At 36.2% G+C, this 25,709-nt stretch carries 22 protein-coding genes and 1 tRNA gene; 17 read left to right on the forward strand and 6 right to left on the reverse strand.

Going from position 1 to position 25,709, the window contains the following annotated elements:
- Positions 1 to 6: 6 nt before the first annotated feature.
- The 6 genes from B2Z27_RS08900 to B2Z27_RS08925 all read left to right on the forward strand — a co-directional run bounded on the left by B2Z27_RS08900 (position 7) and on the right by B2Z27_RS08925 (position 9,499).
- Complete coding sequence (locus B2Z27_RS08900) at positions 7 to 906, forward strand: peptidyl-prolyl cis-trans isomerase (RefSeq protein ID WP_286813397.1); 900 nt, start codon at positions 7 to 9, stop codon at positions 904 to 906.
- The gene (locus tag B2Z27_RS08905; RefSeq protein WP_286813398.1) at positions 875 to 2,335 is read left to right on the forward strand and encodes a peptidylprolyl isomerase; all 1,461 of its coding nucleotides are present in this window, start codon (positions 875 to 877) and stop codon (positions 2,333 to 2,335) included. The genes B2Z27_RS08900 and B2Z27_RS08905 overlap by 32 nt, the downstream gene beginning before the upstream one ends.
- Positions 2,336 to 2,338: 3 nt before the next feature.
- On the forward strand, positions 2,339 to 3,292 hold the full coding sequence (locus B2Z27_RS08910) for an AAA family ATPase (RefSeq protein WP_058103455.1): 954 nt from the start codon (positions 2,339 to 2,341) through the stop codon (positions 3,290 to 3,292).
- 364 nt (positions 3,293 to 3,656) lie between these two features.
- On the forward strand, positions 3,657 to 6,431 hold the full coding sequence (locus B2Z27_RS08915) for a bifunctional aconitate hydratase 2/2-methylisocitrate dehydratase (protein WP_058103454.1): 2,775 nt from the start codon (positions 3,657 to 3,659) through the stop codon (positions 6,429 to 6,431).
- A gap of 161 nt (positions 6,432 to 6,592) precedes the next feature.
- Positions 6,593 to 8,866 carry an aconitate hydratase gene (locus B2Z27_RS08920; protein ID WP_071341671.1) on the forward strand — a complete coding sequence of 758 codons (2,274 nt, stop codon included), beginning with the start codon at positions 6,593 to 6,595 and terminating at the stop codon, positions 8,864 to 8,866.
- Between the two features lie 78 nt (positions 8,867 to 8,944).
- The gene (locus B2Z27_RS08925) at positions 8,945 to 9,499 is read left to right on the forward strand and encodes a TlpA family protein disulfide reductase (protein ID WP_074672861.1); all 555 of its coding nucleotides are present in this window, start codon (positions 8,945 to 8,947) and stop codon (positions 9,497 to 9,499) included.
- A 4-nt stretch (positions 9,500 to 9,503) separates the two neighbouring features.
- Here the strand turns inward: B2Z27_RS08925 and B2Z27_RS08930 are convergent, their stop codons facing one another.
- The 6 genes from B2Z27_RS08930 to B2Z27_RS08955 all read right to left on the reverse strand — a co-directional run bounded on the left by B2Z27_RS08930 (position 9,504) and on the right by B2Z27_RS08955 (position 14,288).
- Positions 9,504 to 9,950 (reverse strand): sterol desaturase family protein, encoded by a 447-nt coding sequence (locus B2Z27_RS08930; protein WP_058103451.1) that lies wholly within the window; start codon positions 9,948 to 9,950, stop codon positions 9,504 to 9,506.
- Positions 9,950 to 10,789, reverse strand: coding sequence for a phytoene/squalene synthase family protein (locus tag B2Z27_RS08935; RefSeq protein WP_058103450.1), 840 nt, complete (start codon positions 10,787 to 10,789; stop codon positions 9,950 to 9,952). Before B2Z27_RS08935 ends, B2Z27_RS08930 begins: the two co-directional genes overlap by 1 nt.
- A gap of 6 nt (positions 10,790 to 10,795) precedes the next feature.
- Positions 10,796 to 12,253: a phytoene desaturase family protein gene (locus B2Z27_RS08940; protein WP_286813400.1), complete on the reverse strand. Its 1,458-nt coding sequence runs from the start codon at positions 12,251 to 12,253 to the stop codon at positions 10,796 to 10,798.
- Positions 12,254 to 12,264: 11 nt separating this feature from the next.
- Positions 12,265 to 13,164 (reverse strand): MerR family transcriptional regulator, encoded by a 900-nt coding sequence (locus tag B2Z27_RS08945; RefSeq protein WP_286813401.1) that lies wholly within the window; start codon positions 13,162 to 13,164, stop codon positions 12,265 to 12,267.
- Positions 13,165 to 13,274: 110 nt separating this feature from the next.
- A tRNA-Leu gene (locus B2Z27_RS08950) sits at positions 13,275 to 13,358 on the reverse strand.
- 84 nt (positions 13,359 to 13,442) lie between these two features.
- Positions 13,443 to 14,288, reverse strand: a complete 846-nt coding sequence (locus B2Z27_RS08955) for an AraC family transcriptional regulator (RefSeq protein WP_091605697.1) — start codon at positions 14,286 to 14,288, stop codon at positions 13,443 to 13,445.
- A 132-nt stretch (positions 14,289 to 14,420) separates the two neighbouring features.
- On the opposite strand from B2Z27_RS08955, the gene B2Z27_RS08960 reads away from it, so the two are divergent.
- The 11 genes from B2Z27_RS08960 to B2Z27_RS09010 all read left to right on the forward strand — a co-directional run bounded on the left by B2Z27_RS08960 (position 14,421) and on the right by B2Z27_RS09010 (position 25,697).
- The gene (locus B2Z27_RS08960) at positions 14,421 to 15,338 is read left to right on the forward strand and encodes a dihydrodipicolinate synthase family protein (RefSeq protein WP_286813402.1); all 918 of its coding nucleotides are present in this window, start codon (positions 14,421 to 14,423) and stop codon (positions 15,336 to 15,338) included.
- A gap of 117 nt (positions 15,339 to 15,455) precedes the next feature.
- Positions 15,456 to 17,039: an aldehyde dehydrogenase (NADP(+)) gene (locus B2Z27_RS08965; RefSeq protein ID WP_286813403.1), complete on the forward strand. Its 1,584-nt coding sequence runs from the start codon at positions 15,456 to 15,458 to the stop codon at positions 17,037 to 17,039.
- 34 nt (positions 17,040 to 17,073) lie between these two features.
- Positions 17,074 to 18,081, forward strand: coding sequence for a 4-hydroxyproline epimerase (locus B2Z27_RS08970; RefSeq protein WP_286813404.1), 1,008 nt, complete (start codon positions 17,074 to 17,076; stop codon positions 18,079 to 18,081).
- 17 nt (positions 18,082 to 18,098) lie between these two features.
- Positions 18,099 to 19,349 carry an NAD(P)/FAD-dependent oxidoreductase gene (locus B2Z27_RS08975; RefSeq protein WP_286813405.1) on the forward strand — a complete coding sequence of 417 codons (1,251 nt, stop codon included), beginning with the start codon at positions 18,099 to 18,101 and terminating at the stop codon, positions 19,347 to 19,349.
- A gap of 120 nt (positions 19,350 to 19,469) precedes the next feature.
- On the forward strand, positions 19,470 to 19,871 hold the full coding sequence (locus B2Z27_RS08980) for a response regulator (RefSeq protein WP_058103442.1): 402 nt from the start codon (positions 19,470 to 19,472) through the stop codon (positions 19,869 to 19,871).
- A gap of 81 nt (positions 19,872 to 19,952) precedes the next feature.
- Positions 19,953 to 20,495: a heme NO-binding domain-containing protein gene (locus tag B2Z27_RS08985; RefSeq protein ID WP_286813406.1), complete on the forward strand. Its 543-nt coding sequence runs from the start codon at positions 19,953 to 19,955 to the stop codon at positions 20,493 to 20,495.
- Positions 20,488 to 22,467: a PAS domain-containing sensor histidine kinase gene (locus tag B2Z27_RS08990; protein WP_286813407.1), complete on the forward strand. Its 1,980-nt coding sequence runs from the start codon at positions 20,488 to 20,490 to the stop codon at positions 22,465 to 22,467. Before B2Z27_RS08985 ends, B2Z27_RS08990 begins: the two co-directional genes overlap by 8 nt.
- A 7-nt stretch (positions 22,468 to 22,474) precedes the next feature.
- Positions 22,475 to 23,605 (forward strand): FIST signal transduction protein, encoded by a 1,131-nt coding sequence (locus B2Z27_RS08995; protein ID WP_058103439.1) that lies wholly within the window; start codon positions 22,475 to 22,477, stop codon positions 23,603 to 23,605.
- Entirely contained in the window at positions 23,605 to 24,669 is a 1,065-nt protein-coding gene (locus B2Z27_RS09000; RefSeq protein ID WP_286813408.1) for a sensor histidine kinase, read from the forward strand. The genes B2Z27_RS08995 and B2Z27_RS09000 overlap by 1 nt, the downstream gene beginning before the upstream one ends.
- Positions 24,666 to 24,986, forward strand: a complete 321-nt coding sequence (locus tag B2Z27_RS09005; protein ID WP_083365623.1) for a histidine kinase — start codon at positions 24,666 to 24,668, stop codon at positions 24,984 to 24,986. Before B2Z27_RS09000 ends, B2Z27_RS09005 begins: the two co-directional genes overlap by 4 nt.
- On the forward strand, positions 24,987 to 25,697 hold the full coding sequence (locus tag B2Z27_RS09010; RefSeq protein ID WP_099188961.1) for a LytR/AlgR family response regulator transcription factor: 711 nt from the start codon (positions 24,987 to 24,989) through the stop codon (positions 25,695 to 25,697).
- Positions 25,698 to 25,709 lie beyond the last annotated feature (12 nt).

Here is a 25,709-nt window from a genome sequence, read left to right on the forward strand (position 1 = left end):
TGCTCGATGTTTTCTAAGAAATCTAAATTATTGTTCAGCAGGTTTTGCCTTTTACTTGGTATAGGTCTTATTGCTATTGTCTATACCTCATGTGAAGGTATGTTTAAAAAAGAGGAAGAAAGAAAGGCTATTGCTAGAGTAGGCGAGTCCTTTTTATATAAAGAAGACCTTGCTCCACTGATTACGGAAAATATGTCAAAGGCAGATAGCGCATCATTCGCTACAAATTATATTAATAACTGGGCGTCTAAACAATTACTGCTGTCCAAGGCCAAAATAAATTTATCCGAAGAAAAACTTGCGGAATACAATGCTCTGGTAGATGACTATAGAACCGAGCTCTATACTAGTGTGTATAAAGAAGCTTTGGTAGCCCAAGCAACGGATTCGCTAATAACATCGGAACAACTTCAAGCTTTTTACGAGCGCGCCAAAGAGAATTTTAAACTAAAGGAACCTATTGCCAGAATTAGATTTGTAGCCTTGCCCAAAGGATTTTTGGATAAAGATGAAGTTGGTAAGCGTTTAAAAAGATTTAAAGAAGATGACCTACGTTATTTAGATTCTATTGGGGTTCAGTTTAATAAACTGAATTTTAACGATTCAATTTGGGTTAGAAATACAAGAATATTCGAAGAAATACCTCCAATTACCGCAGAGAATGCCAATAGGTACTTAAAAAATTCACAATTTTTTGAATTAGAGGATTCAATCGGGGTATATTTGGGAAAAATAGTAGAGACAAAGGATATTAATGAAATTGCTCCGTTGTCATTTATTAAGCCTACCATAGAACAAGTTTTATTAAGCCGTAGAAAGATGGACTACCTACGCAAACTAGAAACTGAATTATTAGATGAAGCAATCAAGGATAATGAATTTGAAGTTTTCGAAAACAAAAAATAGTATTTACATAGGGGCATTGCTGCTTTCCGGTTTTGCTATCGCGCAAGATTCAATACCAAATGCAGAGGCAGATCAAGCCCAAGCAATGGAAGCTGCTGCGGAAGCCGTTACAGTAAAAAAAGATTCGTCAAACAATTTTAAGAGAATTAAATTAGATGGTATTGCCGCTGTTGTGGGTGACTATGTAATATTGGATTCTGATATTGAAAAAACGCTGATCGATCTTAAAAGTCAAGGTGCTTCCACTGAAGATATTACCCACTGCGGACTTTTAGGTAAGTTAATGGAAGATAGGTTGTATGCCAACCAAGCCGTTCAAGATAGTATTCTGGTCTCTGATGATGAAGTAAATGCTACTGGCGACCGCCAATTACAATCGTTGGTGCAGCAGATCGGATCTATGGACAAGGTATTAAAATACTACAAGAAAACGGACGAGGCTAGTTTTAGGGAAGAGCTTTATAAGATCAATAAGTTGCGTATGTTATCTGAGCGTATGCAGCAAGATATCATTAAGGAAATTGAAATTACACCGGAAGAAGTTCGTCAATTCTTTAATAAAATTCCTGAAGATGAACGACCTGTATTTGGCGCTGAGTTAGAAATTGCACAAATTACCAAAGAGCCAGAGCCTTCTGAGGAAGAGAAGCAAAAGGTGATTGATAAGCTAAACCAGATTAAGGCAGATGTGGAGGATAATGATGCTAGCTTTAGTGTAAAAGCTATTCTATATTCTCAAGATCCAGGGTCTAAATCAAAAGGTGGTTTCTACAGTATTACAAAAGATACCGGTTTTGACAAGAAGTTTAAGGATGTGGCCTTTAGTTTAAAAGAAGGTGAAGTTTCTGAGCCTTTTGAAACGGTTTTTGGCTATCATATTATTTACATAGAAAAAATTAGAGGTCAAGAATTGGATTTGAGACATATATTGATCCAGCCAGAAATATCTCAAAATGTGTTGGATGAAGCTAAGGCTGAATTAGACACTATTCGTAAAAAGATTATGGATGGGGAATTTACATTTGCTGAAGCTGCATTGAATTTTTCTGACGAAAAGGAAACAAAATTTGATGGCGGACTTTTACGTAATCCTATAAATTTCGATTCTAAGTTTGAGCTTACAAAAATGGATCCTACCTTGTACAATCAGGTTCAAAATTTAAAGGATAATGAAATAACGTATCCGGTATTGGAAGAAGATCCAAGAGGAGGTGCACCTAAATATAAAATCTTAAAGATTACCAATAGGTTTGATGAGCACGTAGCGGATTTCTCAAAGGATTATACAAAGATTCAAGAGCTGGCACTTACCGAGAAAAAGTACAATGCCATTAAAAAATGGATGGACGAGCATATTAAAGATACCTACATCAGCGTTAATGACGAGAACAAAGATTGTGATTTCGCTAATAATTGGGTAAAAAAGTAATATATGTCAGACGTTGCAGCAATTGAACGCCTAGTAGTAAAACATGCTGAGCTTAAAAAAGAAATAGCCAAGGTCATTATTGGTCAAGATGAGGTTATTGAACAAATTCTGCTTTCAATTTACACAGGAGGGCATTCATTGCTGATAGGAGTGCCAGGGCTGGCCAAAACTTTAATGGTGAATACCATTGCCCAAGCATTAGGACTAGACTTTAAAAGAATACAATTTACGCCAGATTTAATGCCAAGTGACATTCTTGGTAGTGAGGTTCTAGATCAGAACAGAAGTTTTAAATTTCTTAAAGGCCCTATTTTTTCCAATATTATTTTGGCGGATGAAATCAACAGAACTCCACCAAAGACCCAAGCAGCACTTTTAGAGGCAATGCAAGAGAGAGCTGTGACCATTGCCGGTCATCAGCATAAATTGGAACTGCCATATTTTGTTTTAGCTACGCAAAACCCAATTGAACAAGAAGGTACCTACCCTTTGCCGGAAGCACAGTTAGACCGTTTTATGTTCGCGATAGAATTAAAATACCCTTCTATAGCAGAGGAAATTAAAGTGGTGAAAAATACTACTTCGAACACTAAGCAGGTGATCAATGCGCTTTTTAACGCTAAAGATATCATTGCTATTCAAGAATTGGTGCGCAGAATTCCTGTTGCGGATAATGTAGTGGAATATGCTGTAAAGTTGGTAAATAGTACAAGGCCTAATCTGGAAACAGCATCAGAATATGTAAAACAATATTTAGATTGGGGTGCAGGGCCAAGAGCCTCTCAAAACCTTATTCTTGGAGCTAAGGCCAATGCGGCCATTCATGGTAAATTCTCACCAGATATAGAAGATGTGCATGCCGTTGTTAAAGGAATTTTACGCCATCGTATCATTAAAAATTATAAAGCAGAGGCAGAAGGTATCACTGAAGAGGATATTATTGATAAGCTGCTTTAAAAAAAATCCACCTTTTTCTGCACTTTTTCAAGGATATGAACATTTTTGATATGAAAAATGTTTGATATCTATCTACTTTTTAAAGGATTTGAGAAAAAGTAGGCAATCATACTTATTTAGTTTTAAATGCGTTCTTTATTACGTAATTTTACGAAATTGCGTTAACTTAAATGAACTAGCAGATGACATTTGATTTTGATACCATTAGAAGACCAAGTAATATTCTAATCGAATAAAACATTCAACAATCAATTAATCTGTCCATTTGTAGTAATAGTGTTCTTATTTTCCACAAATCTTCAGAGAAAATTATGAAGTCGCTATTTCACTATTATATCCAATTAAATATACAAATCACTTATTAATGAGCATTTATAAAGATTACCTTAAGGAGATTGAAGAACGTAAAAGTCAAGGTCTTCATCCAAAGCCGATAGATGGCGCTGATTTACTTAGCAAGATTATTGAACAAATTAAAGATGTAGATAATGAGTATAGAGAAGATTCTCTAAATTTCTTTATTTATAATGTGTTACCTGGTACTACTAGTGCTGCAGGTGTAAAGGCAGAATTTCTTAAAGAGATTGTCGTTGGTGAGTCTGTCGTGAAGGAAATTACGCCGGCTTTTGCATTGGAGCAGTTGTCGCATATGAAAGGCGGTCCGTCTATTAAGGTATTGTTAGATGTTGCTTTAGGTGATAACAAAGAATTGGCGTTGCAAGCCGCAAAAGTTTTAAAGACACAGGTGTTTTTATATGAGGCGGATACTGATCGTCTAGAAGAAGCACTTAAAAACGGAAGTGAAATAGCTAAAGATATTATTGAAAGCTATGCACAAGCCGAGTTTTTTACGAAACTACCGGAGATTGAAGAAGAAATAGAGGTGGTGACCTACATTGCCGGTGTTGGTGATATTTCAACCGATTTGCTTTCTCCAGGGGGTGATGCACATTCAAGATCTGATCGAGAATTGCATGGTCAATGTATTTTTGAGCATAACAAAGAAATGCAAAAAGAGGTGCTTGAACTAAAAGAAAAGCACCCTGACAAACGTGTAATGCTTATTGCTGAAAAAGGAACAATGGGTGTTGGTTCTTCAAGAATGTCCGGTGTAAACAATGTTGCATTGTGGACTGGTATTTCCTCAAGCCCATATGTACCATTTATCAATATTGCCCCGGTAATTGCGGGAACTAATGGTATTGCTCCAATTTTCTTAACAACCGTTGGTGTAACCGGAGGTATAGGATTGGATCTTAAAAACTGGGTACAGCAAAAAGATGAAAATGGTAACACTATTGTTGATGAAGACGGTGAACCAATTTTAAAACAGATGTATTCTGTTGCCACGGGTACTGTCTTGACCATAAATACAAAAGAGAAAAAATTGTATCATGGTAAAGTTGAGTTGAAGGATATTTCTGCAGCATTTACACCACAGAAGATGGAGTTCATGAAAGCAGGTGGTTCTTATGCTGTAGTTTTTGGAAAGAAACTACAAACTTTTGCCTGTAAGGTATTGGGTATAGATGTACCTCAAGTATATGCACCTTCAAAAGAGGTTTCTATTGAAGGACAAGGATTGACCGCGGTAGAGAAAATATTCAATAAGAATGCAGTGGGTACTTCTGGAGCTACTTTGCATGCGGGATCATATGTTCGTGCAGAAGTAAATATCGTAGGTTCTCAAGATACCACTGGTTTAATGACATCGCAAGAATTGGAAATGATGGCTGCCACCGTAATTTCTCCAATTGTTGATGGTGCATATCAATCAGGTTGCCATACGGCATCTGTTTGGGATGATAAATCAAAAGCCAACATTCCTAGGCTTATGAAGTTTATGAACGACTTTGGCTTAATTACAGGTCGTGATCCAAAAGGGGTGTATTTTCCAATGACGGATGTAATTCATAAAGTATTAAATGATATCACCGTGGGTGATTGGGATATTATTATTGGTGGAGATTCTCACACCCGTATGTCTAAAGGTGTAGCTTTTGGTGCTGATTCTGGTACCGTTGCTTTGGCATTGGCTACTGGTGAGGCTTCCATGCCTATTCCTGAGTCGGTAAAAGTTACCTTTAAAGGGCAAATGAAGTCTTACATGGATTTTCGTGATGTAGTTCATGCGACACAACAACAAATGTTAAAGCAGTTTGGTGGTGAAAACGTATTTCAAGGTCGTGTAATCGAGGTTCATATTGGTACTTTAACAGCTGATCAAGCATTTACCTTTACTGATTGGACAGCAGAGATGAAGGCTAAGGCATCTATCTGTATCTCTGAAGATGAGACATTGATAGAATCTCTTGAAATTGCCAAAGGCCGTATTCAGATTATGATTGATAAAGGCATGGATAATGCTAAGCAAGTTTTAAAAGGACTTGTAGAAAAAGCGGAAACCAGAATTACTGAGCTTAAAACCGGTATTAGACCATCATTACGACCAGATGCCAATGCTAAGTATCATGCAGAAGTTATTATCGATTTAGATGAGATAGCTGAACCAATGATTGCTGATCCAGATGTAAATAACGAAGATGTTTCCAAGCGTTATACGCATGATACTATTAGACCTTTATCTTACTATGGTGGAACCAAAAAGGTGGACCTAGGTTTTGTAGGGTCTTGTATGGTGCATAAGGGCGATATGAAAATTTTGGCTCAAATGTTGAAAAATATTGAGGCACAACAAGGCAAAGTAACCTTCCAGGCGCCATTAGTTGTAGCACCACCAACATATAATATTGTAGACGAGTTAAAAGAAGAAGGTGATTGGGAAGTACTTCAAAAGTATTCAGGATTTGAATTTGATGATAGTGCGCCTAAAGGTTTGGCACGTACTAAGTATGAAAACATGCTTTATCTAGAAAGACCAGGCTGTAACCTTTGTATGGGTAACCAAGAAAAAGCAGAGCCAGGAGACACGGTTATGGCTACATCAACTCGTTTGTTCCAAGGAAGGGTCGTAAAAGATTCTGGTGAGAAAAAAGGAGAATCTTTATTGTCTTCTACCCCTGTAGTGGTGCTATCTACCATTTTAGGAAGAACGCCAACCATGGCAGAATATGAAGCAGCAGTAGACGGTATTGTATTAACGAAGTTTAAGCCATCAACAAAACAGTTGGTGAGATAATACATTGTATATAGCACAATGGAAAGCCTGGGCATGTTTGCTCGGGCTTTTTTTCTTCCATTTTTTATAATCATTCTTAATTTCATATGCGCTCTTAAATTCAACGTACATTTCGTATCTTGTACGGATAAGATAGATTAACAATTTTATAAATAAATTTTATGGCTTTTGACATAGATATGATTAAGAAGGTTTATGCTTCCATGGCGGAACGTGTAGACAAAGCAAGAGAGGTAGTGGGAAAACCACTTACTCTTTCAGAAAAGATTTTGTATTCTCATTTATGGGATGGTAGCCCTACTGAAGCATTTACCAGAGGAAAGGACTATGTAGATTTTGCTCCTGATCGTATTGCTTGTCAAGATGCTACGGCACAAATGGCGTTATTGCAATTTATGCAAGCTGGGAAGCCAAAAGTTGCAGTGCCTACTACAGTGCACTGTGATCACTTGATCCAGGCTAAAAGTGGGGCAACTGCAGATTTAAAATCTGCCAATTCCACAAGTGCCGAAGTTTTTGACTTTCTTGAGTCTGTTTCAAATAAATATGGAATAGGTTTCTGGAAACCGGGTGCAGGTATTATTCACCAAGTGGTTTTGGAAAATTATGCTTTCCCTGGTGGTATGATGATCGGTACCGATTCTCACACCGTGAACGCAGGTGGTTTAGGTATGGTCGCTATTGGTGTAGGTGGAGCAGATGCTGTTGACGTTATGGCGGGTATGGCTTGGGAACTTAAATTCCCAAAATTGATCGGTGTAAAATTGACCGGTAATATTTCTGGTTGGACCGCTCCTAAAGATGTTATTTTAAAAGTTGCCGAAATACTAACCGTAAAAGGTGGTACCGGAGCTATAGTTGAATATTTTGGTGAAGGAGCCAAAAATCTTTCCTGTACCGGTAAAGGTACCATTTGTAATATGGGGGCTGAAATAGGTGCTACCACGTCTACTTTTGGCTATGATGAGTCTATGGAGCGCTATTTAAGGGCTACGGATAGAGCTGATATTGCAGATGCCGCTAATAAGGTAAAAGAACATTTAACTGCAGATGCTGAGGTGTATGCAAATCCAGAACAATATTTTGATGAGGTAATCGAAATTAACCTTTCTGAATTGACTCCGTTATTGAATGGACCATTTACACCTGATCTTTCTACAAAAGTGGGTAGTGATATGACAGAAAAGGCTACATCTAATGAATGGCCGTTGGCTGTGGAGTGGGGGCTTATTGGTTCTTGTACCAACTCCTCTTATGAAGATTTGTCCAGAGCTTCTTCAATTGCGCAACAAGCTATTGACAAAGGATTAAAAATGAAAGCGGAATTAGGGATCAATCCTGGTTCTGAGCAAGTAAGATATACGGCAGATAGAGATGGTATTCTTGGAATTTTCGAGAAATTGGATGCTAAAATTTTCACGAACGCTTGTGGACCATGTATTGGACAGTGGGCGCGTTATAGCGATCCTAAAAATGCACCAAAGAACAGTATTGTACACTCATTTAATAGAAACTTTGCCAAAAGAGCGGATGGTAACCCTAACACGCATGCCTTTGTTGCATCGCCTGAGGTAACTGCTGCAATAGCTATTTCCGGTAGGTTGGATTTTAATCCAATGACCGATAAGTTGATCAACGAAAAAGGTGAAGAGGTGATGTTCGATGAGCCAACTGGTTGGGAACTTCCTCCAAAAGGTTTTGAGGTAGAGGACGCTGGTTATCTGGCTCCAAAAGAAGATGGATCTAGTGTTACCGTAAAAGTCGCTTCAGATTCAGAAAGATTGCAATTATTGGAACCGTTTACTCCTATTAAGGATGAAAGCTTAATGGGTGCAAAATTGTTGATCAAAGCTTTTGGGAAATGTACTACAGACCATATATCTATGGCAGGACCGTGGTTGCGTTTCCGTGGTCATTTAGATAATATCTCTAACAACTGTTTAATTGGTGCCGTTAACGCGTTTGGAAAGAAAACCAATATGGTCAAAAATCAATTGACCGGTGAGTATGGAGGTGTTCCAGATACGGCACGAGCATACAAAGCGGCAGGTGTAAGAAGTATTGTAGTTGGTGATCATAATTATGGAGAAGGATCTTCACGTGAACACGCTGCTATGGAGCCTCGCCATTTAGGTGTAGCTGCGGTAATCGTGAAATCATTTGCACGTATTCATGAAACAAACCTTAAAAAACAAGGTATGCTAGGCTTAACATTTGCAAATGAAAATGATTACGACCTAATTCAAGAAGACGATACTTTCAATTTTATTGATATTGCGGATTTTGCGCCAGATAAGCCTTTAACAGTGGAAATAGTGCATGCTGATGGTAGTAAAGATGTAATTAAAGTAAACCATACGTATAATGACGCACAGATTGGTTGGTATAGAGAAGGTTCAGCTTTAAATGTGATTAAGAGAGAAAACGCCTCTTAATACAACCTTTTAAAATTTATAAGGAAAACTCCTGATATTATTCAGGAGTTTTTTAGTTTTGACCCCTAGCTTACTTTTATGAAGAGACAAACGGTTTTTACCTTATTGATCATTGCATTCGTGCTTTCTTTTTTTGTGACACCCTTGGGTGATTATAGCAAAATTATGCTCAACAGGTTTTTTGCCACTTCACCAACCATAATTAAACCAGAAAAAAGAGGTAAGATTACTGACTATGACTGGAAGCTTAAAGATGAAAATTGGAAGTTTTTTAATTTTGATGAGGCAAAAGGAAAAGTAGTATTTATTACATTCTGGACATCGTGGCACATGCCTTCTCAAGCACAATTAAAAGATGTGCAATACTTGTATGATACGTATGGCGATAAGATGAAATTCTACGTGATTACGAATGAGGAAAGAGCCCCTGTAGATTTATTTATGGAAGAACAAGGTTATACATTTCCGGTAACCTACCAAATTATTGGTGAGCCTAGTCCTATAGGCTTATTAAAGCCACCCGGGTCATATCTAATTGATAAAAATGGAGCTATCGTTATACATCAAAATGCAATTGCAGATTGGGATAATGATAAGATAGATAAGTTATTAAATAAGTTAATTGAGGAATAACCAATTACTTTTTAAAGTACTTAAAGGGAACAAATAGCATTCCAAAACATTCACCATCACCTTTGCCTAAGTGTTTATGATGCATTTTATGTGCTCTTCTAACACCTCTACTGTACCAGTTATTGGCATTTCTAAACAACTTAAAACGTTGATGTATAAAAATGTCATGCACTAAAAAGTAAGCAATACCATAGGCCAGAATTCCAAACCCCAATGGGTAGCCATACCAAAAACCTGTAGTGCCTGAATAAAACAATGACATACTTACAATGGCATAGAAAATAAAGAACAGGTCATTTCTCTCGAACCAAGAGTCATGATCTTTTTTATGATGATCTTTATGTAAACTCCAAAGAAATCCGTGCATTACATATTTGTGGGTAAACCACGCCATGAATTCCATAAATAGAAAAGTGCCTAAAAAAATCAATATCCAAATAACAATATCCATTACACTAAGTTCATTTTAAATTTAACGTATGAACGGGCCAATAGTCCAAATTTCTGGTAATTAGGCACCCTAATACGTGCATTCTTTATTTCTAGAGAGGGAGTGCCCTGTAGTTTTTTGAGTAGCTTAAAATAATATTTGTAAGCGGTATAAACACCAAATTTTGCTTCAGCTGGCAGCCCTACAATACCTTGGTATCCTAATTTAAAGTCTTCTTTTATTTCTTCAACAATGCGTTTTTTAGAGGCTTCGTCCAATTCCTTCAAATTGGTATTAGGAAAATAGGATCTATTCAATTCTTCGAAGTCGGCTTTTACATCCCTTAAGAAATTCACTTTTTGAAAAGCTGAACCTAGAGCCATGGCAGATTCTTTTAACTTGTTATAAGCTTCTACATCACCTTTAACAAAAACTTGCAGGCACATGAGACCTACAACATCTGCCGACCCATAAATATATTCTTTGTATTCAGCATCTGTTCGGTATACATTCTTAAAAAGATCCATACGCATACTTTTCATGAAAGAATCTACAAGGTGTTTGGGAATATTGTATGTATGGTACGTATGTTGAAATGAGTTTAAAATTGGGTTAAGACTAATTCTGTCTTGTAAAGACGCCTCCAGTTCTTGCTCAAATTTATTAAACAGGACTTCTTTATCATAGTCATGAAAAGTGTCTACTATTTCATCTGCAAAACGTACAAAGCCATATATATTATAGATATGACTGCGTATAGAAGGGTGTAGCATCTTTGTGGCGAGAGCAAAAGAGGTACTATATCGTTTGGTTACGATTTTACTACATTGGTACGAAACTTGGTCAAAAGTATCTTTCATAAATTACTAAATATCCTTTATAATTAATTCTGACACTAGTTTACCGGAGATTAAGGCTGGGGGTACTCCTGGTCCAGGTACAGTCAGTTGCCCTGTAAAATATAAATCACCTACTTTTTTACTTCTAAGATTAGGTCTTAAAAATGCCGTTTGGGTCAAGGTATTTGCCATGCCGTAGGCATTACCTTTATAAGAATTGTACCGATCAATAAAATCATTGACACAGAAAGTTTCCTTGAATATAATATTATTTCTAATGTCTTGGCCTGTTCTTTTTTCAAAACGATCCATAATTAAATCAAAATACTGATTTCTTAAAGCCTCGGTATCTTCTAGGTCAGTGGCAATGGGCACTAGAAAAAAACCTGTTTCACAACCCTTTGGGGCCATGCTACCATCTGTTACTGATGGGAAATTTGCATAGAACAAAGGATTTGTAGGCCATTGTGGTTTGTCATATATTTCTTTGGCATGTAGTTCAAAATCGGTATCAAAAAACAGATTGTGATGTTCTACATTTTTCAATTTTGTATTGAACCCTATATAAAATAGTAAAGAAGATGGTGCGAAAACCTTTTTCTCCCAGTACGTCTTACTATACTGCTGATATTTGTCTTCTAGCAAACTTTCAGAGTGTTGATAATCTGCACCGCTCAGTACTTTGTCTGCGTGATGAACTTTGCCCTTACAAATAATACCGGTGGCCTTGCCATTAGTTACTTGTATTTGTTCTACCGTTGCATTGGTGTGTATAACGACTCCTAATTCTTCTGCCAAATTTTTCATTGCTTTTATAACTTCGTACATACCACCTTTTGGATGCCAAGTACCTAAGCCAAAATCAGCAAAATTCATAAAATTGTAGAAAGAAGGCGTATTGCTTGGCTTTGCACCAAGAAACAAAACAGGAAATTCTAAAGTAGAAACCAATTTCGGATTTTTAAAAGACTTACGAACTTGTGAGCTAATGGTTTTAAAAAATTGATCAATTTTTAGAATAGTTTCTTTCGTAACCAATTCTAAAGGTGAAAGACCTGGTCTTAGAACTACTTTGTTAATGGCAATGTCGTAATTTTCCTGTGCTTTATCAATGAATTTTTTTAGTGCTCTTGAGCTTCCCGGCTCTATTCGTTCAAATTCATCACAAATTTTGGACATAGAATCACCAATGGTAATTATATCGTCACTGAAGAAAATTTTATAGGCAGGACTAAGTTTGTCCAGTTGATAATAATCCGAGGTTTGTTTATTGAAATCGGCAAAAAATTTATCAAAAATATCGGGCATCCAATACCAACTTGGACCCATATCAAAAGTAAATCCATCTTTTACAAACTGTGAAGCCCTACCGCCAACAGATTCATTTTTTTCAAAAATGGAAACATTCCATCCATTTTTTGCTAAATAGCAAGCTGCAGATAAAGATGAAAATCCCGAACCTATTATTACACAACTTTTCTTCATTATTCTACAGATTATAAATTACTGACCAAGCTATCTATAGAGGTAAAAGTTCTACAGTAATTTGGCTTAACGGCGTCGTCAATAAAATTGATCTGTCTGCCCAAAATCCAGAAATTTGGATTTTGATAGTCTGCAACCAACTTGCTGAATTCTTCCAAATATTTATTTACACGATCCTTTTCTGGGAAAATGGTAAAGTATGAGACAAAATAAATGTCATCAAAATACTTAAGTACATCTTCTAAATTTTCTAAAGGTATTGTTGGACCTAAGTAAATACACTTATAACCTTTCAATATAATTTCATAGTTAATATAGAGCAATCCAATATCATGAATTTCGTTTTCTGGTAAGAAAGCTACAAAAACCTTATCTGTCTTTGATGGTTCCAAGTGTTGTAATTTTTCAATATTCAGCAGTATCTTTTGTTTGATAAGACTGCTCATAAAATGCTCATGAGCAGGACTGATCGTATCTGTCTGCCATAAAAGACCAAGTTCGTTCAACAGGGGTACAAAGGTTTCCTTGAATATTTCCCTAAAGGAATTTTCACTTAGAAGGGCATTATAAGTATTGAAAAACATGGTTTGGTCAAAATTGACCATGGCTAATTTAAATGCGTTTATCGCTTGGCTTTTGTGACTATGTTTTGCTACAATTTCACGAACAACATATGGTATTTCTTTATCTGAAATTTTAGCAATTTTAGATATTTTGTGACCATTGTTGTAAAGTAACGTCACATTGAGCAATTTCTGTAAGCTAGCTAGACTATACGTTCTAATATTAGTATCTGTTCGTTCAGGAGATAAAAGATTATATCTTTTTTCCCAAATTCTAATGGTGTGTGCCTTAATACCAGAGAGGTTCTCCAAGTCTCTAATACTAAATTGTTTTTTTACATTGTTCATGTTTTTTGAAAAAGGATTAAACAAATCTACAATTTATTAAAACGCCTAGCAGTACCAAAAAGTTAAAATTATCAAAATAAAAAAAGGTTAGACCTTGGTCTAACCTTTTGTGCCCACGACTAGATTCGAACTAGCACGTCCTTGCGAACACTACCCCCTCAAGGTAGCGTGTCTACCAATTTCACCACGTGGGCAAATGTGAAGTTTGTTGGATGGCAAATATAGAAACCTATAGTTCAAATTAAAATATATTAACCATAATTAATATGCTAATAGTTTTAAAATGAAAGAGACTGTTGGTAATGGGTTGGGGTAACACCTTTAATTTTTTTGAATTTTTTATTAAAGTTAGATATGGAATTGAAGCCAGAAAGGTCTGCTACCTCATTAATGTTCAATTCTTTGTTTGAACTTAGCAGTTGACAAGCATGTGCTACACGTAACTCGATCAGGTATTGAAAAAATGTTTTGTTGGTACGTTGTTTAAAAAAGCGGCAAAATGCATTTGGTGTCATATAGGCCATTTTAGCAATTTGCTCTAACGAAATAGGCTGATGGAAGTTCTTCAACACAAAATCGAACACAATCTGTAAACGTTCACCTTCATTACTACTTAATGACTTGGAATAAACAAACCGACTCAATGTTTGCGTATTTGCTCGCCCTAGTTCATCTAATAATTCTAAAAATAAAATAAAGCGCTTAAGTTTATTTTGAGAGCTCAATTTTACAAGTTGCTGAGCAATTTTCTTTTGGTTTGTTTCTACTTTAAATCCTGCAGTGGCATTACTAAAAAAGGTTTTAAACTCATTAAAATAGGGGAGTTTAAAAAAATCTGCACCAAAAGACCGGGAAGTAAAGAACACGGTAATCATATGCGCGTCTTGTTCATTGAGAACACTTTTAAATACGTGAGGTAAGTTACCGCCTATTACGAAAATATCTCCTTTTGAAAATTGATGGACACTATCGCCTACCAATAACTTACCACTACCATTTATAATATGACTTATTTGAATTTCTTCATGTTGATGAAGTCTATTATAGAAAATAGGCTCTTTATCGACCTGAACGATTAAATGTTCATTTATAGGTTTTGGTATTTTAAAAGGATACACTTTCATGTGCATCTAAGTTAACATTATATATTTTATATGGAATAATTACATGGTAATATAGTATCAGGTTTAGGTAATATGAATACACTTGATTGGTAAAGCCCATCTTATTTTTGGGTATCATCAAAAGAATATAAAATGAGTATATCATGGACAGGCGTTATGCCGGCAGTAACAACAAAATTTACCGATAAGGATGAATTGGATCTAGACATGTTTTCGGTCAATATAAAAGCCCAGTTAGAGGCAGGAGTGAGTGGAATAATACTTGGAGGTACTTTGGGAGAAGCAAGCACACTTACATATGATGAAAAAAAGGTTTTAATGAAAGAAACCGTGCAGTTGGTAGAAGGTAAGGTACCGGTTATTATCAATATTGCAGAGCAAACTACTAAAGATGCCAAACATGCGGCAGAAGTAGCGGAAGAATGTGGTGCTACTGGATTAATGATGTTGCCACCAATGCGGTATAAAGCTAATGATTATGAAACGGTAACCTATTTTAAGGAAACTGCAAATAGCACAAAATTGCCCATTATGATATATAACAATCCTGTGGATTACGGTATAATGGTCACATTGGAAATGTTGGACGAGTTAATGGTATGCAGTAACATACAGGCTGTTAAAGAATCAACAAGAGATATATCAAATATTACCCGTATAAAGACAAAATTTGGGGATAGGTTAAATGTACTGACCGGGGTTGATACGCTTGGGCTGGAAAGCACATTAATGGGTGCCGATGGTTGGGTTGCCGGATTGGTTTGTGCATTTCCTGCCGAGACTTGTGCCGTATTTGAATTGGCAAAGGCAGGCCGTATAAAAGAGGCATTGGAAATTTACCGATGGTTTTTGCCATTGTTAGAGTTGGATATAAGTCCGCAATTGGTACAGAACATTAAAATGGCAGAAGTTGCTACGGGTATAGGCACAGAAAATGTTAGGGCACCTAGGTTACCTTTAGTAGGAGCTGAAAGAGAAAGAGTAGCCGCTATAATAAAACAGGGTATAGCTACAAGGCCTACATTACCAGATTATAAGAACTTGGCTTAAATTTTAAAACTCATACTAAAATATGTTGCGCCTGAAACTTTAGTGAAATGTAAACAGAATGTAGAAATTTGTTACGGGTACTTTCTTTACTTTTGGGTAACACGATAAAAATAAAAAATGATCAGCGGTACAAATGCAATAGGGAATAAAGCTTCTAAACAAGGAGAGAGAACGTTCAAGACTTTTGATCCTAAAAATAATGAGAACACAGAATGGACATTCTATGAGGCTACAACTAATGAAATCAATGAAGCGGTTGCTTTGGCAACGGATGCTTATGCAGTTTATAAAGATTATTCAGGAGAAAAAAAAGCTGAGTTTTTAGAAGCTATTGCAGATGAAATAGAAGCTTTAGGGGATGAGCTGATAAACACGTATTGCAGAGAGTCTGGTCTGCCCCAAGGAAGAGCGGTGGGCGAGCGTGGCAGAACTATGGGACAATTGCGAGCTTTTGCAACCTTGATTAAACAAGGGTCATGGGTAGAAGCCGTTATTGAAAAAGCACAGCCAGATAGAGAGCCATTGCGAAAATCTGACATAAGAAAAATGCTATTTCCGTTAGGTCCAGTAGTGGTATTTGGTGCCAGTAATTTTCCTTTGGCATTTTCTACGGCGGGTGGAGACACGGCAAGTGCTCTAGCCGCAGGATGCCCCGTAATAGTAAAAAGTCACCCTATGCATGCAGGTACAGGTGAGCTGGTTTCTTCGGCGATCATTAAAGCCGCGAAGAGGACAGGTATGCCCAATGGTGTATTTTCTAATTTAAATAGCAGTGGTATTGAAGTTGGCCAGCAGTTGATAAAACACCCAAAAGTAAAGGCCGTAGGTTTTACCGGAAGTATACATGGTGGAACCGCACTTTATAAATTGGCTAACGAAAGAGATGAGCCAATACCGGTATTTGCAGAAATGGGAAGTATAAACCCAGTGGTTTTGCTACCATCGGCATTAGAACAAGAAGGTGATACTTGGGCAACTAAATACGCTTCGTCAATTACTTTAGGAGCTGGTCAATTTTGTACAAATCCGGGATTGATTTTAGGAGTACAAGGTGAACATCTCAATGAATTCATAGATACTTTGTCTAAGGAGATTCTAAAATTGGAGCCAACAACCATGCTTCATCCTAATATATATGCTAAATATGTGGAAGGTAAAAAGGAACTTTCGGAGCAAGATGGAGTGGTAATTACTGCCGAGTATAAGAATGATGTCAAGGTTAATAGTGGTCAGCCTTTAATTTTAAAAGTAAGTGGTTCGGATTTTTTAGCGAATACAAAATTGCATAAAGAGGTATTTGGACCTTTCTCTATAGTGGTTATGTGTAAAGATGGCGCTGAGATGGAAGATATCATTAACCATTTGGAAGGTCAATTAACGGGAACAATTTTGGGCAGTGAAGAAGAACTGGAATTGAACGCTGGAGTTGTGGATGCATTAAAGGGAAGGGTAGGTCGCATACTGTTCAATGGTGTACCCACAGGTGTAGAGGTAAATTCTTCTATGGTGCATGGCGGACCATACCCGGCTTCTACAGATTCTCGTTTTACATCGGTTGGTACATCTGCCATACGAAGATGGGTACGCCCGTTGTCATACCAAGATTGGCCTAATAGACTTTTGCCAGATGCACTGAAAAATGAAAATCCCCTGGGTATAACGCGTCTTGTTGAAGGTGTTTATACAAATACGGAAATTTAGGTTCAGCTATATGTAGTTTAAGATTTTAGTAATTATGGCCAGTAGTACTTTTGTTTGTATTGATGCCCACACCTGTGGTAATCCCGTTAGGGTGATAAAACATGGCGGACCAAATTTGGTTGGTGCTACAATGAGCGAAAAGCGACAGCACTTTTTAAAGGAATATGATTGGATCAGAAAAGGGCTTATGTATGAACCGCGCGGTCATGATATGATGAGTGGTAGTATATTTTACCCTCCAAGTAATCCCAATAATGATTTTGGTATTTTGTTTATTGAAACCAGTGGTTGTCTACCCATGTGCGGGCACGGGACCATCGGGGCAATTACTATAGGTATTGAAGAAGGGCTTATTGTGCCAAAAACACCTGGTATTGTTCGTATGGAGACTCCTGCAGGATTGGTACATATAACATACAAGCAAAATGGTACTAAAGTAGACTGGGTAAAACTGACCAATGTAAAATCATATTTAGCTGCTACAGATTTAACTATAGAATCTTCACACTTGGGCGAATTGACTTTTGATGTTAGTTATGGGGGTAATTTTTATGCCATTGTGGACCCACAAAAGAATTTTAGTGGAATACAAGATTTTTCCGCAAGCCAGTTAATTCAATATAGTCAAGAACTCAGGGAAAACATAAATGCTAAATATCCCCAAATGTTTATTCACCCAGAAGATGCTACCATAAAGAATGTAACCCATATATTATGGACTGGAAATACTATCTCTGAAAAGGCTAACGCCAGAAATGCGGTATTTTACGGTGATAAAGCAATAGATAGGTCGCCTTGCGGTACAGGTACTTCTGCTAGAATGGCACAATGGCATGCAAAGGGGAAATTAAATGTGGGTGAAGATTTTGTTCATGAAAGTTATATAGGCTCACAATTTATTGGTAAAGTAGAAGAGGAGACCACCCTAGCCGGCAAGCTTGCGATTATACCCAGCATAAAAGGTTGGGCAAAAATTTACGGAAAGAATACCATTACCATAGATGATGATGATCCCTATGCTCACGGATTTCAGGTCATATAAATTATAGAAAATAGTAGATGAAGAATGTAATAATAATTGGCGGTGGCATTGTTGGTTTAAGTACAGCTTACTATTTGAATAAAGAAGGTTTTGAGGTTACAGTAATAGATAAAGGCAATATTAGCGCTGGTGCTTCATTTGTAAATGCAGGTTACATAACTCCAAGTCATATTATTCCTTTGGCATCCCCTGGTATGATAGCAAAGGGAATTAAAATGATGTTCAATTCTGCGAGCCCATTTTATATGAAACCTAGGTTAGATATAGATTTTTTAAAATGGTCATGGTATTTTCATAAATCTTCTACTGAGGCAAAGGTTGAAAAGGCCATAGGGGTAATTAAGGATATAAATTTATTAAGCAGGGAATTATTTACGGATATTAAAAATTCAGGTGATCTTGGCAATTTTCAGTTAGAGCGAAAAGGACTATTAATGTTATACAAAACGGAAGAGAGTTATCTTCATGAAAAAAAGGTGGCCTATAGAGTGGCACAAGAAGGTTTAGAGGTTACCGACTTAAACAAAGACGAATTAAGAGATATTGAGCCTCATGTAAATATCGATGCAGAAGGTGCTATACATTATGAGTGTGACGCTCATACCACACCAAATGAGATAATGCCTAAACTTTTGGCGTATTTAAAGCTAAGTGGTGTAATCATAAAAACCCAAGAAGAGGTCGTTGATCTAAAGACATCAGACAATAGAATAAAAGAAATTATTACCAATAAACAATCTTATACACCTGATGAGGTCGTATTGGCGGCAGGCTCATGGAGCGGTGATCTTGCAAAGCGTTTACATTTAAAGTTGTCTTTACAAGGAGGTAAAGGCTACAGTATTAATGTAGCTAGGGAAACGGGTATTTCTGTTCCGGCCATATTAATGGAATCTAAAATGGCAGTAACACCAATGAGCGGTTTTACAAGATTTGCGGGCACTATGGAGTTTTCAGGGAACAACAATATTATAAGGAAAGAAAGGGTTGCGGCAATTGTTAATGGGGCAAGTTCTTTTTACCCTGACCTGACGATTAATGAGGCCGAAATTAAAAGTGTTAAAACAGGTCTACGACCAGTTTCTCCAGATGGGTTGCCATATATAGGCAGATCGGCAAGTATTAAGAACTTAACAATTGGTACTGGTCATGCCATGATGGGGTGGAGTTTGGGACCTGCTACTGGGAAGTTAATTACAGAGTTACTGTCTGGTAATAAGACTTCTATGGACATTTCTTCCTTTGATATACAACGTAGTTTTACATGATTGCTTAAAAAGTTTAACGTTAGATAAATACCATTCACCGACACTTAAGCGTCATTCACCTACACTGGTCAATTTATTTGTGACTTATCTCTGACATTTGTAGTATCAAAATGAACAACAATGGATATTTTACTAATAGAAGACGATTTAATAGAAGTAATGAAGTTGAAACGAACTGTTTCTAAACTTAATTTAAAGCATTCGATCGTTGAGGCAAAAAATGGAGAATCTGCTCTAACGTATTTAAGATCTGGAGAAAAACTTCCAGATATCATTCTATTGGATTTGAACATGCCAAGAATGAATGGTATAGAGTTCTTATCCATTTTAAAAGAAGATGAGCATCTAAGATACTTACCTACCATAATTTTAACTACTTCAGAAAATAGAGCAGATTTATTAAAATGCTACGAGGTTGGTATAGCCGGTTATGTTATAAAACCACTGAAATATGAGGATTATGAGTACAAACTTAATGCTGTTTTAGAGTACTGGAGTGTTAACCAACTAGTGAAAGGCTAACAAAAAAGCTCATTTCACAACATTTTCCTGCATTTTCGTATTAATTTTCCTACGTTTGAGGAACGTTATTAAAAATAGGAAATGAAGGGAATTGTATTTACCGAGTTTTTAGAAATGGTCGAATCTGAATTTGGATTAGAGACCGTTGATAATATTGTAGAAAAAGCAGATTTGCCTTCTCAGGGCATATATACCTCTGTAGCTACCTACGAATTTAATGAGATGGTAGCTTTAGTTACCCAGTTAAGTGAAGAGGTAGATCTACCTGCTGGTGACTTAATATACGCATTTGGACTTTATTTATTCTCAAGTTTAAAAAATGCTCATCCAGAGGTAATACAAAGTTATTTGTCACCCATTGGTCTTTTGTACTCTATAGAAGACCATATACATGTACATGTTAAAAAATTATATCCGGAAGCGGAATTACCTACATTCAAAATTCTTGAAAAAACGGATAATTCCATTTCTATGATCTATAGTTCTTCTAGAGGATTGTATAGGCTGGCTCATGGCTTAATTGAAAAAGCATTTGAGCATTTTAATGGTAAGGCCAATATCACCTACGAACTTTTAAAAGATGATGGTACAGAAGTAAAATTTGACGTAGTACAACATGGATAGTAAAGAAGTTGTTCTTTTAAAGAAGGCCCTTGAAAGACAAAAGAAAGCCCGCCAACAAGCTGAAAGGATTTTAGAGGAAAAATCTAATGAGCTTTACGAAGTGGCTAGTCATTTAAGGGAGTCTAATGCCAAGCTTGAAAATTTATTGAGCGAAAAAACGTCTGAACTAGATGGCGTATTCATTAACATCATAGATCCTTATGTTGTTATGGACTTATCCTTCAATGTGGTAAGCATGAATCAATCTGCAAAAAACTTTTTGGGCTACGATCATAATAAAGAGGAGATCAACCTCTGGAAAATGGTACATAAAGATTACATGGAGTATACCATAGAATCTTTTAGTAGTTTAAAAGAAGTTGGGCAGCTTAAAAATTATAGAGCTAAAATATTGGTGAAGGACAACGTTGAAAAATGGGTGGAAATCAATGCTAGCTTAGTATTCAACAAGGAAAAACAACCTGTTGCAGCTCAAGGTATTGTAAGGGATATTACCCAAGAAATGGAGGTGAGGGAGTTGTTGTCAGAACAGAAAAGGCAATTAGATGTAATTGTAAATAGCTCACCGCTAGGTATTATTCTAGCAGATTCCAATAAAATTTTAAAGGTCAATTATACAATGACCTCCTTATTAGGTTATACTCTTAATAGCTTCATGAAAATGAATGTTAAGGATTTTACGGATAAGGAAAGTATAGCACTAGCCAATGAATTCACCACTAAACTGAACAATGGTGAAATTGATAATTATACCATTCATCAGAAGTTCATAAAGAATGATGGAGAAAAACTACAAGTTAAATTATCTGTTAACGCGGTAAGAAATATATATAGGGAAATCAGCTATATCGTAATGATGGTTGAAGATATTACCCAACAATTAGAAGCAGAAGAGCGTTTAAAATCTGAAAGGGAAAAGTATAGCAGTATTATCGCCAACATGAACCTTGGTTTAATAGAGGCCAACAAGCAGGGTGTAATACAGTTGGTAAACCAGAGCTTTTGTGAAATGATCGGTTATGAAGAAAATGAATTGCTTGGTATTGATGCCAAGGATATTGTAAGTTTTGATGATAAAAGTAAGGTCTCAGATAAAATTGAAACACGTAAATCTGGTAAATCTGATTCTTATGAATTAGAGGTTGTTACCAAATGTGGCGAAAAAAGACATTGGTTGGCGAGTGTGGCACCCAGGTACAATAAACACCATGAAGTAATTGGTTCTATTGGTATTTCTTTAGATGTAACCAAACAAAAGGAATTAGAACTTCAAAAAGAGAAATTGGTAAAGGATCTTGAGAACAGTAATCAAGGTTTACAAGAATACGCACATATTGTTTCTCATGACCTTAAATCGCCTCTTAGGAGTATTAGTGCTCTTGCAACTTGGCTAAGCGATGATTACAAAGATGTTTTGGATGAAGGTGGTAAGCAGAATTTAGAACTTATGCAAGAGAAAGTAGCTTCTATGGACAAGTTAATCCATGGCATACTAGAGTATTCTACGGCGAACAGCTCTGCCTTGGATAATTCTAAAGTAGACTTGAACAGTGTCATCGCAGATATTGGTGAAACTATTTATATACCTGATCACGTTCAATTGAAAGTACCAAAATCATTGCCTACCATAATGGCAGATCGAATTAAGGTTCATCAGGTTTTTCAAAATATAATTGGTAATGCGGTAGTTCATATTGAAAGAGAAGTTGGTTTAGTAGAAGTACTTTATAAAGATACTGGAGATTACTGGCAATTTACCATTAGTGATAATGGGGTAGGAATTCCAGAAGAGTATCACAAGAAAATATTTGACATCTTTCAATCTATTGGTAATAATGAAAGGTCAACGGGTATAGGTTTATCGATCGTTAAAAAAATAATTGATCGTTATCAAGGAAAAGTCTGGGTAGACAGTGTAGTAGGCGAGGGTACCCAGTTTCATTTTACCATAAAGAAAGACCATAACGAATAAGGAAATTATGAAAATAGTTCAAGCGATAAAAAAGGGCGATGAGCCTTTTGTTTTTCAAAATTCAAATCAATTAAAGGAACCTTTGGTTTTGGTGTTCGGTAACAGGTATATGTTGGAAAGTGAGCATATATTTAATGAGGTTAGAGCTCTTTTCCCAGAAGGTCATATTGTTTTTGGTACCACCTCAGGCGAAATCATAGATGATAAGGTTTTAGAGGGTACGGTAGTTTTAACGGCCATAGAGTTTGAAAAGAGTAAAATCTTGGTGAAAAGATGTAATGTGAAGGACTATCAACATGATGACAAGAAAATGGGAACGAAATTGGCTGCCCAATTTCCTAAAGAGCATTTAAAGCATTTGTTCGTTATTTCTGAAGGTAGTAGTGTAAACGGTAGTGCTTTAATTGAAGGCATAGAGCATTTAAACAATAATGGTTGTGGTCTTTCTGGAGGTTTATGTGGAGATGATGACCGTTTTGAAAAAACTTTGGCTTCTTATAATGAAAGCCCAAAAGAAGGAGAGATAGTTGCTATTGGTTTTTATGGTGATACTTTAGAGATTTCAAGTGCAAACTATGGAGGGTGGACAACCTTTGGTCCTGAAAGAATCATAACAAAATCTCAAGGTAATATACTTTATGAACTTGATGGTAAACCTGCTTTGGATCTTTATAAAACATATTTAGGTGAAAAAGCCAAAGAATTGCCAAAGTCGGCATTATTATATCCGTTGAGTGTAAAGACAACTGAAAATTCAGAACCTTTGGTACGTACAATTTTAAATATAGATGAGGTTGAAAATACAATGACCCTTGCAGGTGATATTCCAGAAGGTGCCAGGGTACAATTAATGATGTCATCTGTAGATGATATAGCAAATGGGGCTTTTCACGCAGCAGAGTTGGCAATGGAAAATAGAAAAAGTTCTCCTGAATTGGCTTTATTGATCAGTTGTATTGGAAGAAAACTGGTTATGGACCAACGTACCGAAGAGGAAATTGAAGAGGTGAAAGCGGTAATTGGAGATAATACAGTTATAAGTGGGTTTTACTCTTATGGGGAAATGGCGCCATTTAGTGGTCAAGATAGTTGTAAATTGCACAACCAGACCATGACCCTAACTTTATTTAGTGAATAATGCATTCTCTCTTAAAAAGACAAGTACGAAAATATCTACCGGACGAATTAAAAGCGCACCCAGAAATGGAAAGCTTTTTGGAAGCCATTGGCAAGTCATATGAAAATTTTGACGATAAATTTTCTATGCTCCATAGAGCGTCTACTATTAGTTCAGATGAACTTTTTGAGGCAAATAAAAAATTGCAGAAAGAGGCTTTACAACAAAAGAATATTCTTGTTTCATTAGAAAAGGCCATAGCAAGTTTAAGGGAGAATTTAAATGATGAACAAGAATTTGATTTTGATATTCAGAACGAATTTAACGCGGAACACTTGGCATCATATATAAGTAATTTGGCATCTAAGGTGTCTAATATGACCTTGGAGAAAGATAAATTGGTGGCCCATTTAGAAAACCAGAACGAGTCTTTGAACAATTATGCGCATATGGTTTCTCATGATCTAAGATCACCGATAAGAAATATTAGTGCATTAATGAACTGGATAATGGAAGATGAGAAAGATAATTTCTCACAGACCAGTAAAGATAACTGCTCATTGGTATCTGAGAATCTTATAAAAATGGATAAGCTAGTTACTGGTATTCTAAACCATGCTACAATGGGTGAGACCAAGGAGCATAGAGTTCTCTTTAGCCTAGAAGAAAGTTTAAGGGATATAGAGAAGACTATCTATGTTCCAGAAAACGTTACGTTCAAATATGCAAATGATTTGCCTAAGATGGAGTTTGAAAGAGAGCGGTTAGAACAATTGTTCATGAACCTATTTCTAAACGCGATTACGGCAACGGAACATCTGGAAAATGGGATTGTGGAAGTTGGTTATGAGCCAGACGATTTGTTCTGGAAATTTAGTGTTAGTGACAATGGTAAAGGAATTCCAACTAATCACCAAGAAGGAATTTTTCAAATGTTTAAAAAATTAGAAACTACCAATAATGCTACGGGTATAGGACTTGCAATTGTTAAGAAAATTACAGTTCTTTATGAAGGTAGTGTTTGGTTAGAGTCAGAAGAAAATGTGGGTACCACATTTTTTATAACTTTAAAAAAGAATACATGATAGAGCAACCAAACCTAAATTATGTTGATGAACTTGCAGGTGATGATGTTGCCTTTAGAGGTCAGTTCATAGATATTATAAAAACAGAGTTTCCATTAGAGAAAGAAGAGTATTTTGGTCATGTAACCAATACAAGATTTAAGGAAACAGCAGAAATTGTACATAAGTTAAAGCACAAGTTCAATATTTTAGGAATGCAAGAATCATACAAACTTGCGGTAGCCTATGAAATGGAATTGTTAGAAGGAAAAGAAGATAGTAAGTCAAAATTCATAAAAGTTCTCCAAACTATTGATGAATATATTAAAACAATATAAATGAACTGTATTATTATTGATGACGAAGCTATGGCTAGGGCAATTGTTAGACAATTGTGTTCAAAGATTCCGGATTTAGATGTTATTGAAGAGTTTGATAATGCCATATCGGCCATTAAGTTTTTAAACCAACAAACTATAGATGTTATATTTTTAGATATACACATGCCTGGCTTTAGTGGTGTTGACTTTGTACAGACCTTAAAAGATCCACCAAAAATTGTATTAACTACCTCTGATACCGATTTTGCTATTGCTGCCTACGAATATGAAAGTATTGTTGATTATTTAGTTAAACCAATTACCCAAGAGCGGTTTGAAAAGTGTATTGATAAGATTTCAAGCTTACCAGCTCATAAACCTATGCAAACAGTAGCACCAGGTAAAGAAAAGGAAGAGGGCGAAGATCTTTATATCAATATAGATAGAAGGCTTATTAAATTAAAGTTAAAGGAGATTTTAGTCATTGAAGCTAAGGGTGATTATATTGACGTTAAAACAGAGAAGGAAGATTACAGGGTTCACACTACATTAAAGAAAATAAAAGAAAAATTACCTGAAAGGCTGTTTTTGCAAATTCACCGTTCCTATATTATAAATTTCACTAAAATTATTGATATTGAAGATAATAGTGTATTGATAGCCAAGAACGTTGTACCTATAAGCCGCTCTAACCGCCCCGAGCTAATGCGCAGGTTAAACTTATTATAAGATATGATTTCA

This window comes from Maribacter sp. UBA3344, assembly GCF_002362375.1.
In the GTDB taxonomy this organism is placed as follows: domain Bacteria; phylum Bacteroidota; class Bacteroidia; order Flavobacteriales; family Flavobacteriaceae; genus Maribacter; species Maribacter dokdonensis.

Coding starts and splice junctions, on each gene's coding strand:
- B2Z27_RS08970 (WP_286813404.1), top strand. CDS start 17,074: ATGGCCAGTAGTACTTTTGTTTGTATTGATGCCCACACCTGTGGTAAT.
- B2Z27_RS09000 (WP_286813408.1), top strand. CDS start 23,605: ATGCATTCTCTCTTAAAAAGACAAGTACGAAAATATCTACCGGACGAA.
- B2Z27_RS08935 (WP_058103450.1), bottom strand. CDS start 10,789: ATGAAAGATACTTTTGACCAAGTTTCGTACCAATGTAGTAAAATCGTA.
- B2Z27_RS08960 (WP_286813402.1), top strand. CDS start 14,421: ATGAGTATATCATGGACAGGCGTTATGCCGGCAGTAACAACAAAATTT.
- B2Z27_RS08965 (WP_286813403.1), top strand. CDS start 15,456: ATGATCAGCGGTACAAATGCAATAGGGAATAAAGCTTCTAAACAAGGA.
- B2Z27_RS08925 (WP_074672861.1), top strand. CDS start 8,945: ATGAAGAGACAAACGGTTTTTACCTTATTGATCATTGCATTCGTGCTT.
- B2Z27_RS08910 (WP_058103455.1), top strand. CDS start 2,339: ATGTCAGACGTTGCAGCAATTGAACGCCTAGTAGTAAAACATGCTGAG.
- B2Z27_RS09010 (WP_099188961.1), top strand. CDS start 24,987: ATGAACTGTATTATTATTGATGACGAAGCTATGGCTAGGGCAATTGTT.
- B2Z27_RS08955 (WP_091605697.1), bottom strand. CDS start 14,288: ATGAAAGTGTATCCTTTTAAAATACCAAAACCTATAAATGAACATTTA.
- B2Z27_RS08920 (WP_071341671.1), top strand. CDS start 6,593: ATGGCTTTTGACATAGATATGATTAAGAAGGTTTATGCTTCCATGGCG.
- B2Z27_RS08980 (WP_058103442.1), top strand. CDS start 19,470: ATGGATATTTTACTAATAGAAGACGATTTAATAGAAGTAATGAAGTTG.
- B2Z27_RS08985 (WP_286813406.1), top strand. CDS start 19,953: ATGAAGGGAATTGTATTTACCGAGTTTTTAGAAATGGTCGAATCTGAA.
- B2Z27_RS08995 (WP_058103439.1), top strand. CDS start 22,475: ATGAAAATAGTTCAAGCGATAAAAAAGGGCGATGAGCCTTTTGTTTTT.
- B2Z27_RS08930 (WP_058103451.1), bottom strand. CDS start 9,950: ATGGATATTGTTATTTGGATATTGATTTTTTTAGGCACTTTTCTATTT.
- B2Z27_RS08915 (WP_058103454.1), top strand. CDS start 3,657: ATGAGCATTTATAAAGATTACCTTAAGGAGATTGAAGAACGTAAAAGT.
- B2Z27_RS09005 (WP_083365623.1), top strand. CDS start 24,666: ATGATAGAGCAACCAAACCTAAATTATGTTGATGAACTTGCAGGTGAT.
- B2Z27_RS08905 (WP_286813398.1), top strand. CDS start 875: ATGAATTTGAAGTTTTCGAAAACAAAAAATAGTATTTACATAGGGGCA.
- B2Z27_RS08975 (WP_286813405.1), top strand. CDS start 18,099: ATGAAGAATGTAATAATAATTGGCGGTGGCATTGTTGGTTTAAGTACA.
- B2Z27_RS08990 (WP_286813407.1), top strand. CDS start 20,488: ATGGATAGTAAAGAAGTTGTTCTTTTAAAGAAGGCCCTTGAAAGACAA.
- B2Z27_RS08940 (WP_286813400.1), bottom strand. CDS start 12,253: ATGAAGAAAAGTTGTGTAATAATAGGTTCGGGATTTTCATCTTTATCT.
- B2Z27_RS08945 (WP_286813401.1), bottom strand. CDS start 13,164: ATGAACAATGTAAAAAAACAATTTAGTATTAGAGACTTGGAGAACCTC.
- B2Z27_RS08900 (WP_286813397.1), top strand. CDS start 7: ATGTTTTCTAAGAAATCTAAATTATTGTTCAGCAGGTTTTGCCTTTTA.